This is a genomic window from Amycolatopsis sp. SID8362 (assembly GCF_010550475.1).
GTDB lineage: Bacteria > Actinomycetota > Actinomycetes > Mycobacteriales > Pseudonocardiaceae > Amycolatopsis > Amycolatopsis eburnea.
This window is the reverse complement of the sequence record NZ_JAAGNB010000185.1, coordinates 1-8446: the sequence shown is the minus strand read 5'-3', so window position 1 is coordinate 8446 and position 8446 is coordinate 1. Positions and strand designations below refer to the sequence as shown.

At 72.1% G+C, this 8446-nt stretch carries 7 protein-coding genes and 1 pseudogene; 6 read left to right on the top strand and 2 right to left on the bottom strand.

Annotated features, from left to right (window positions below; translation table 11 throughout):
- Both G3I65_RS06760 and G3I65_RS06755 read left to right on the top strand, forming a co-directional pair.
- Positions 1-562: pseudogene (locus G3I65_RS06760) on the top strand (MFS transporter); the annotation flags it as partial.
- Entirely contained in the window at positions 526-1359 is an 834-nt protein-coding gene (locus tag G3I65_RS06755; protein ID WP_160695315.1) for a metallophosphoesterase, read from the top strand. The pseudogene G3I65_RS06760 and the gene G3I65_RS06755, both read left to right, overlap by 37 nt.
- A gap of 7 nt (positions 1360-1366) precedes the next feature.
- Here the strand turns inward: G3I65_RS06755 and G3I65_RS06750 are convergent, their stop codons facing one another.
- Complete coding sequence (locus G3I65_RS06750) at positions 1367-1912, bottom strand: ABATE domain-containing protein (protein ID WP_160695314.1); 546 nt, start codon at positions 1910-1912, stop codon at positions 1367-1369.
- A 38-nt stretch (positions 1913-1950) separates the two neighbouring features.
- Here G3I65_RS06750 and G3I65_RS06745 point away from each other — a divergent pair, with 38 nt between their 5' ends.
- Complete coding sequence (locus tag G3I65_RS06745) at positions 1951-2892, top strand: phosphotriesterase (RefSeq protein WP_309235304.1); 942 nt, start codon at positions 1951-1953, stop codon at positions 2890-2892.
- 1 nt (position 2893) lies between these two features.
- On the opposite strand, the gene G3I65_RS06740 is transcribed toward G3I65_RS06745, so the two are convergent.
- Positions 2894-3799, bottom strand: a complete 906-nt coding sequence (locus tag G3I65_RS06740) for a PAC2 family protein (protein ID WP_160695313.1) — start codon at positions 3797-3799, stop codon at positions 2894-2896.
- A gap of 38 nt (positions 3800-3837) precedes the next feature.
- Here G3I65_RS06740 and metH point away from each other — a divergent pair, with 38 nt between their 5' ends.
- The 3 genes from metH to G3I65_RS06725 form a co-directional block, all read left to right on the top strand.
- Positions 3838-7392, top strand: coding sequence for a methionine synthase (gene metH, locus G3I65_RS06735; RefSeq protein ID WP_160695312.1), 3555 nt, complete (start codon positions 3838-3840; stop codon positions 7390-7392).
- A gap of 17 nt (positions 7393-7409) precedes the next feature.
- Complete coding sequence (locus tag G3I65_RS06730; RefSeq protein ID WP_160695311.1) at positions 7410-8072, top strand: HAD family phosphatase; 663 nt, start codon at positions 7410-7412, stop codon at positions 8070-8072.
- Between the two features lie 56 nt (positions 8073-8128).
- Positions 8129-8446 (top strand): Ada metal-binding domain-containing protein (locus G3I65_RS06725; RefSeq protein ID WP_160695310.1); only part of this gene is annotated, 318 nt, incomplete at its 3' end.

Here is an 8446-nt window from a genome sequence, read left to right as displayed (position 1 = left end):
GCTGTTCGTGGTGTACGTCTTCGACGTGCTCGGCGGCAGCGAGGCCGACGCGGGGCTCCTCCGGGGCGTGCAGGCGATCGGCGGGCTGGCCGCCGGGTTCGCGCTGGCGACCGCGGCGCGGCGCGTGGCGCCCACGGCGTTGCTCGGGTGGGGCTCGCTGGCGATGGGCGTGCTGTCCGCGGTGATCTGGAACCTGGCGCCGGTGACGACGGCGCTGGGCGTGTACGTCGGGTTGTTCGTCCTCGTCGGCGCGCCGGGCGTGGTCGTCGGCGCCGGGGCGCTGTCGGAGATCCAGAGCGTGGTGACGCCGGACCGGGCCGGGCGGGTGCTGAGCACGACGTTCGCCGTCATGGCCACCTGCACGACCGCCGGCGCGCTGCTGGCGGGCACCTTCGTCGCGGTGATCGGGCCCGCCGTGCTGCTGAACGTGCAAGCCGGCGTCTACGTGCTCGCGGGCGTGCTCATGCTGGCCCGGATTCGCAGGTTTCGCGAAGTCCCCGTGAACGCGGTGGCTACGGTGGAGGGGTGCCGCACCTCTTCGCCACCAGCGACCTCCACGTGACCCACGAGGGCAACGCCCCGATCCTCGACTCGGTCGTCCCCGAGACGGCGGACGACTGGCTGCTCGTCGCCGGCGACGTGGCCGAGCGCGCGGATGCCACCATCGGGACGTTGAAGACCCTGCGTGAACGGTTCGCGAAGGTCGTCTGGGTGCCGGGCAACCACGAGCTGTGGACCACGAACAACGACCCGTGCCAGCTGCGCGGCCAGGCTCGGTACGAGCACCTCGTCGAGCAGTGCCGCGAGATCGGCGTCCTGACCCCGGAGGACGAGTACCCGGTCTGGGAGCACGGTTCGCGGCCGCTGACCATCGCGCCGCTGTTCCTGCTCTACGACTACAGCTGGCGGACCCCGGAAGCCGAGGGCAAGCCCCTGGAGGAGGCCCTGCGCCAGGCGCGCGAGGCCGGCGTCGTCTGCACCGACGAGTACTTCCTGCACCCGGACCCGTACCCGACCCGGCAGGCGTGGTGCGCGGAGCGGCTGAAGATCAGCACGGAACGCCTCGACGCGATCCCCGAGGACCACGGCACGATCCTGATGTCGCACTGGCCCCTGCACCGCCACCCGACGGCACCGCTGTACTGGCCGGAGTTCGCGCTGTGGTGCGGTTCGACGAAGACCGAGGACTGGCACGTGCGGTACCGGGCGGAGATCGCGGTGTACGGCCACCTCCACATCCCGCGGACCACCGAGGCCGACGGGGTGCGGTTCGAAGAGGTGTCGCTGGGTTACCCGCGGGAGTGGCGGAAGCGGGCCCGGGGCGCGGTGCCGATGCGCCGCATCCTCTGGCCGTCCTGAACGGCCGTCAGGACTCCGTACGACGCCGTTCCCTGAGCGCACGCACCCGGCCGCGGCTCGCGCACGCCGGGGACGGGCACCAGCGCCGTCTTCCGCCCGGGTCCGCGAACACCCCTCGGCAGTCCTGTTCCGGACAAGCGCGCAAGTCGTGCCGCAGGGGCCCGGTGAGCCAGTCCGCCGCTTGGTGGGCCAGCCGCGAGAAGGCGGCGGCCGCGGTTGCCGGGGCGCTGCGGTGCAGGCGGTCGAGCGCGGCCAGGTGCACCGGCTCCGCCTTCAAGAACCGCGTCAGCGCCGAGACCTGCTCGGCGGTCGGCGCGACACCGTCCACCACACCCAAAGCGAGTGGCCGCAGCACCTCCCGAAGCTCATGGGCGGTGGCCAGCTCGAAGCCGGTCACCGGCGCCAGCGGGGTCAGCTCCGCGAGGGCGAGCCACTCACGCAGCTTCTCCACGGTCGGGAGGCGCTCGACCGGTTGCGGCCCGAAGTGGCGGCCGCGGGTGGCGAGGAGGTTCAGCCACGGTGCGCCCATGTCGAGGCGGAAGTCTTCCGGCACCTCGCCAGCGTAACGGGTGAGCCGTTACACTCGGCGGGGTGACTGGGGAACCCAAGGTGCGCACGCTGCTCGGCGACATCGATCCGGCCGCGCTCGGCGTCACCGACTCGCACGACCACCTGTTCTTCGCCTCGAAACTGCTCCCGGGCGAGGAACTCGACAGCACTGAAGCGGCCCTGGAGCAGCTGATCGGGTTCCGGGCCGCCGGCGGGGCGAGCGTGGTGCAGTGGACGCCGTTCGGGCTCGGCCGCCGGACGCGGGAGCTCGCCCAGTTCTCGCGGGAGACCGGGGTACACGTGGTTGCGGCGACCGGGCTGCACCGGGCCGCGCACTACTCGCCCGCGTTCCTCCGCCAGGTGGTCGACGACCTGGTCCGGCTCTTCGTCGCCGACCTCGTCGAGGGCACCGGGCCCGCCGACCTGCCGGAGGACCTGCGGACGCGGCAGCACCGCGCGGGGCTGATCAAGGTGGCCGGCGCGTTCCACGCGATCGACGCCCACGCCCGCACGACGCTGACCGCCGCCGCGGTGGCGCACGAAGAGACCGGGGCGCCGATCGCGGTCCACCTCGAACACGGCACCGCCGGGCTCGAGATCGCCGAGCTGCTGTGCGGCACCCTCGGCGTGCCCGCCGACCGGGTGATCCTCGGGCACCTGAACCGGCACCCGGAGCCGCGGGTCCACCGCGAGATCGCGGAAACCGGCGTCTTCCTGGCCTTCGACGGGCCGTCCCTGGCCAACCGCGCCACCGACTGGCGGCTCGCGGACTGCCTCGAGGCCCTGGTCGGCGCCGGGCACGGCGGTCAGCTGCTGCTCGGCGGCGACACGACGACCGCCACGGCCCGCCGGGAGCCCGGTGGCTTGCCGTACCTGCTCACGACGCTGGCGCCGCGGCTGACGAAGCTGCTGGGTGGCGACGTCGTCACGGCCATGCTGGTGGCGAACCCGGCCCGGGCGTTCGCCACCAGCTGGCGCGCGTGACTCAGCGCAGGCCGAAGCCTTCCTGCCCGCCGCCTCGGCCGCGGCGGCGCAGGTAGCGTTCGAACTCGGCGGCGATCTTGTCGCCGCTGACGTCCTGTTCCGCGACCTCGCTCTGCGCGTCGCCGCGCTCTTCGAGGCCGCGGACGTACTCGCTGATCTCTTCGTCCTCGTCGGCCATCTCGCTGACCGTGCGCTGCCACTCCTCGGCCTGCTCCGGCAGCGCGCCGAGCGGGATCTCGACGTCGAGGATGTCCTCGAGCTTGTGCAGCAGCGCCAGCGTCGCCTTCGGGGACGGCGGGTGCGAGACGTAGTGCGGCACCGCCGCCCAGATCGACACGGCCGGGATGCCCGCCTGCACGCAGTAGTCCTGCAGGATCCCGACGATGCCGGTCGGGCCCTGGTAGTTGTTCATCTCGAGCCCGTACAGGGACGCGGTGTCCTTGTCGTAGGCCGTCCCGGTGACCGGGACCGGCCGCGTGTGCGCGGTGTCGGCGAGCAGGGCGCCGAGCGTCACGACGGTCGCGATGTCGAGCTGCTTGATGTGCTCCAGCAGCTCCGCGCAGAACGCGCGCCAGCGCATGTTCGGCTCGGGACCCTGGACGAGGACCACGTCGCGGTCGAACCCGTCGGGGCGGCACACCGACAGCGTTGTCGTCGGCCAGTCCACCCGGCGGGTGACACCGTCCACCATCCGGACGGTCGGGCGGCTGACCTGGAAGTCGTAGTAGTCGTCGGGCTCCAGTTCGGCCAGGGGCGTGGCGTCCCAGTTCAGCTGCAGGTGCTCCACCGCGCGGCTGGCCGCGTCGCCGGCGTCGTTCCAGCCTTCGAAGGCGACGACCATCAACGGTCGGGTGGGTTCGGGGCGGTCGCCGGGCGGCCGCGGGGTCTCGTCGACGGGCTCACTCACCGGACCAGCCTACGACCACCGGCCTTACCCTGTTCAGCATGTCCGACCGCCTGTCGTCCGCGTTTCTCGATGCCCTCGGCTCCCGGGTCCTGGTCGCCGACGGGGCCATGGGCACCGCCCTGCAGGCCCACGACCTGAGCCTGGACGACTTCGCCGGGCTCGAGGGCTGCAACGAGGTCCTCAACGTCACCCGGCCGGACGTCGTCCGGTCCGTGCACCGCGGCTACCTCGAAGCGGGGGCGGACGCGGTCGAGACCAACACTTTCGGGGCCAATTTCGCCAACTTCGCCGAATACGACATCACCGAGCGGATCTTCGAGCTGGCCGAGGCCGGCGCCCGGCTGGCGCGGGAGACGGCCGACGAGTTCGCGACGCCGGAACGCCCGCGGTTCGTGCTCGGCTCGGTCGGCCCCGGCACGAAGCTCCCGACGCTCGGGCACGCGCCGTTCGCCACCCTGCGTGACGCCTACCAGGAGGAGGTCCGCGGCCTGCTGGCCGGCGGCGTGGACGCGGTGATCGTCGAGACCACCCAGGACATCCTCCAGACGAAGGCGTCGATCATCGGCGCGAAGCGGGCGATGGCCGCCGAAGGCCGCCGCGTCCCGGTGCTCGCTTCGATCACCGTCGAAACGACCGGGACCATGCTGCTCGGCACCGAGGTCGGCGCGGCGCTGGCCGCGCTGGAGCCGCTCGGCATCGACGTCATCGGGCTCAACTGCGCCACCGGCCCGGCCGAGATGAGCGAGCACCTGCGCCAGCTGGCCAAGCACGCCCGGGTGCCGCTGTCAGTGATGCCGAACGCCGGCCTGCCCGAGCTGGGCCCGGATGGCGCCGTCTACCCGCTGGGCCCGGAAGCGCTGGTCGAGGCGCTGACGGGGTTCGTCCGCGAGTTCGGCGCCGGCCTGGTCGGCGGCTGCTGCGGGACGACCGGCGAGCACATCCGGCAGCTCGCCGCCGCGGTCGCGGACACCGCCCCGGTGCCGCGCCGGCCGCGCCCGGAGCCCGGCGTGTCGTCGCTCTACCAGGCGGTGCCGTTCAAGCAGGACGCCAGCGTGCTGATGATCGGCGAGCGGACCAACGCGAACGGCTCGAAGGCGTTCCGCACGGCGATGCTCGAGGGCCGCTGGGACGACTGCGTCGAGATCGCCCGCGAACAGACCCGCGACGGCGCCCACCTGCTCGACCTCTGCGTCGACTACGTCGGGCGCGACGGCACCGCGGACATGGCCGAGCTGGCCGGCCGCCTGGCCACCGCGTCCACCTTGCCGATCATGCTGGACTCCACCGAGGTCCCGGTGCTCCGCGCGGGCCTCGAACGCCTCGGCGGCCGCTGCGCTGTCAACTCCGTCAACTACGAGGACGGCGACGGCCCGGAGTCCCGGTTCACCCAGGTCATGGAGCTGGTCAGCGAGTACGGCGCCGCCGTCGTCGCGCTGACGATCGACGAGGAAGGCCAGGCGCGCACCGCGGCCAAGAAGGCCGACATCGCGACCCGGCTGATCGAGGACATCACCGGGAACTGGGGGCTGCGGACGTCCGACGTCATCGTCGACGCGCTCACCTTCACCATCGCCACCGGCCAGGAGGAGTCCCGCCGCGACGGCGTCGAGACGATCGAGGCGATCCGCGAGATCAAAAGGCGGCACCCCGAGGTCCAGACCACGCTGGGGCTGTCCAACATCTCCTTCGGCCTGAACCCCGCGGCCCGGCAGGTGCTGAACTCGGTGTTCCTGCACGAGTGCGTCCAGGCCGGGCTGGACACCGCCATCGTGCACGCGTCGAAGATCCTCCCGATGGCGCGGATCCCGGACGAGCAGCGCGCGGTGGCCCTCGACCTGATCTACGACCGCCGCCGCGACGGCTACGACCCGCTCCAGGAGCTGATGGCCCTGTTCGAGGGCGTCAGCGCGGCGTCGTCGAAGGCGTCGCGGGCCGAAGAGCTGGCCGCGCTGCCGCTGTTCGAACGCCTGGAACGCCGGATCGTCGACGGTGAGCGCAACGGCCTGGCCGACGACCTCGACGCGGCCTTGGAGCAGCGGCCCGCCCTGCAGATCATCAACGACACGCTGCTGTCGGGCATGAAGACCGTCGGCGAGCTGTTCGGGTCGGGGCAGATGCAGCTGCCGTTCGTGCTGCAGTCCGCCGAGGTGATGAAGGCGGCCGTCGCGCACCTCGAGCCGCACATGGAGAAGGAGGACGACGCCGGCAAGGGCCGGATCGTGCTGGCCACCGTCCGCGGCGACGTGCACGACATCGGCAAGAACCTCGTCGACATCATCCTGTCCAACAACGGCTACGAGGTCGTCAACCTCGGCATCAAGCAGCCGATCACGACCATCCTGGACGCGGCCGAGGAGCAGGGCGCCGACGCGATCGGGATGTCCGGGCTGCTGGTGAAGTCGACCGTGATCATGAAGGAGAACCTCCAGGAGATGAACTCCCGGGGCGTCTCCGCGCGCTGGCCGGTGCTGCTCGGCGGCGCCGCGCTCACCCGGTCCTACGTCGAGAACGACCTCACGGAGCTCTACCTCGGCGACGTCCGCTACGCGCGGGACGCGTTCGAGGGCCTGCGGCTGATGGACGCGATCATGGCCGCCAAGCGCGGGGAAACGCCGCTGGTGGACGCCGACGCCGAGCAGAAGCGCCGGGAGCGCAAGGAACGCCGTGAGCGCTCGCTGCGGATCGCCGAAGCGCGCAAGGCCCGCAAGGCGGAGGAGGAAGCGCTCGAAGGCCCGCCGCCGGCGCGCTCGGACGTCGCCACCGACGTCCCGCTGCCGTCCCCGCCGTTCTGGGGCAGCCGGGTGGTCAGGGGCGTCCCGCTCGCCGACTACGCCGCGATGCTCGACGAGCGCGCGACCTTCATGGGGCAGTGGGGCCTCAAGGGCGCCCGCGGCGGCGCCGGGCCGACGTACGACGAACTGGTCGAGTCCGAAGGCAGGCCGCGGCTGCGGTACTGGCTCGACCGGCTGACCGCCGACGGGATCCTGGCGCACGCGGCCGTCGTCTACGGCTACTTCCCCTGCGTGGCCGAGGGCGACGACCTCGTCGTGCTCACCGAGCCCGAACCGGACGCCCCCGAGCGGGTGCGGTTCACCTTCCCGCGCCAGCGCCGCGACCGGCGGCTCTGCCTCGCCGACTTCTACCGGCCGCGCGAGGCGGGGGAGGTCGACGTCGTGCCGTTCACGATCGTCACCATGGGCCAGCCCATCGCCGACTACGCGAACGAGCTGTTCGCCGCGAACGCCTACCGCGACTACCTCGAAGTGCACGGCCTCGGCGTGCAGCTCGCCGAAGCGCTGGCCGAGTACTGGCACTGCCGCGTCCGGGGCGAGCTGACGTTCCCCGGCGGTGTGGCGGTCGCCTCAGAGGACCCGGACGACGTCGAGGACTTCTTCAAGCTCGGCTACCGTGGAGCCAGGTTCTCCCTGGGCTATGGCGCCTGTCCCGACCTCGAAGACCGGGCGAAGATCGTCGCCCTCCTCGAACCGGGCCGGATCGGCGTCAAGCTGTCCGAGGAGTACCAGCTGCACCCCGAGCAGTCGACGGACGCGATCGTCTGCCACCACCCGGAAGCGAAGTACTTCAACACCTGACCTGGAGGGAATCCACTGTGGACGGACTCGGCGCCGTGTTGTGGGACATGGACGGCACACTGGTCGATTCCGAGAAGCTGTGGGACGTCGCGCTCTACGAGACGGCGGAAGCCCTCGGCGGCAAGCTTTCCGAAGAACAGCGGATGACGCTCGTCGGGTCCAACATGGACGACACGGCGGAGTACCTGCTCGAGGTGGTCGGCCGTCCGGTGACCCCGGAGGCGATCGCGTCGACCGGTGACCAGATCCGCCGCCGCACGGCCGGGCTCTTCGACGACGCGCTGCCGTGGCGTCCGGGAGCCCGCGAAGCCCTGGCCGCGGTGCGCGCGGCCGGCTTGCGTTCGGCGCTGGTCACCTCGACCGAACGCGACCTGACCGAGCTGGCGCTGAACACGATCGGCCGCGACTTCTTCGACGTCACGGTGTGCGGCGACGAGGTCGAGGGCCTCAACAAGCCGCACCCGCGCCCCTACCTCAAGGCCGCCGAACTGCTCGGCGTCGACCCGGCCGGGTGCGTCGCGGTCGAGGACTCCCCGCCGGGCACGGCGTCGGCGGTCGCGGCGGGCTGCACGGTGCTGGTCATCCCGAACGACGTGCCGGTCGAGGCGGGGGAGCGGCGCGTGTTCCGCGACTCGCTCGTCGGCGTCGACGTGTCCGCGCTGGCGGCTTTGCTGGGCTGACGCCCATGTCGCATTTCCGCTAGCCCCGGCCGTCGCGCTCGGCGATGCTGGGTCGCGTGCATGAAGACTTCGAACGGTGCGTGCGGGCCGTGCAGGCGAAGGACGCCCGGTTCGACGGGTGGTTCTACACGGCGGTCCTGACGACGAAGATCTACTGCCGGCCCAGCTGTCCCGTGGTGCCGCCCAAGCCGCGGAACATGAGCTTCTACCCGAGCGCGGCGGCCGCGCAGCAGGCCGGGTTCCGCGCCTGCAAGCGCTGCCGCCCCGACGCCAGCCCCGGCTCGCCGCTGTGGAACGAGCGCGCCGACCTGGTGGCCCGCGCGATGCGGCTGATCGCCGACGGCGTCGTGGACACCGAAGGCGTCCGCGGGCTG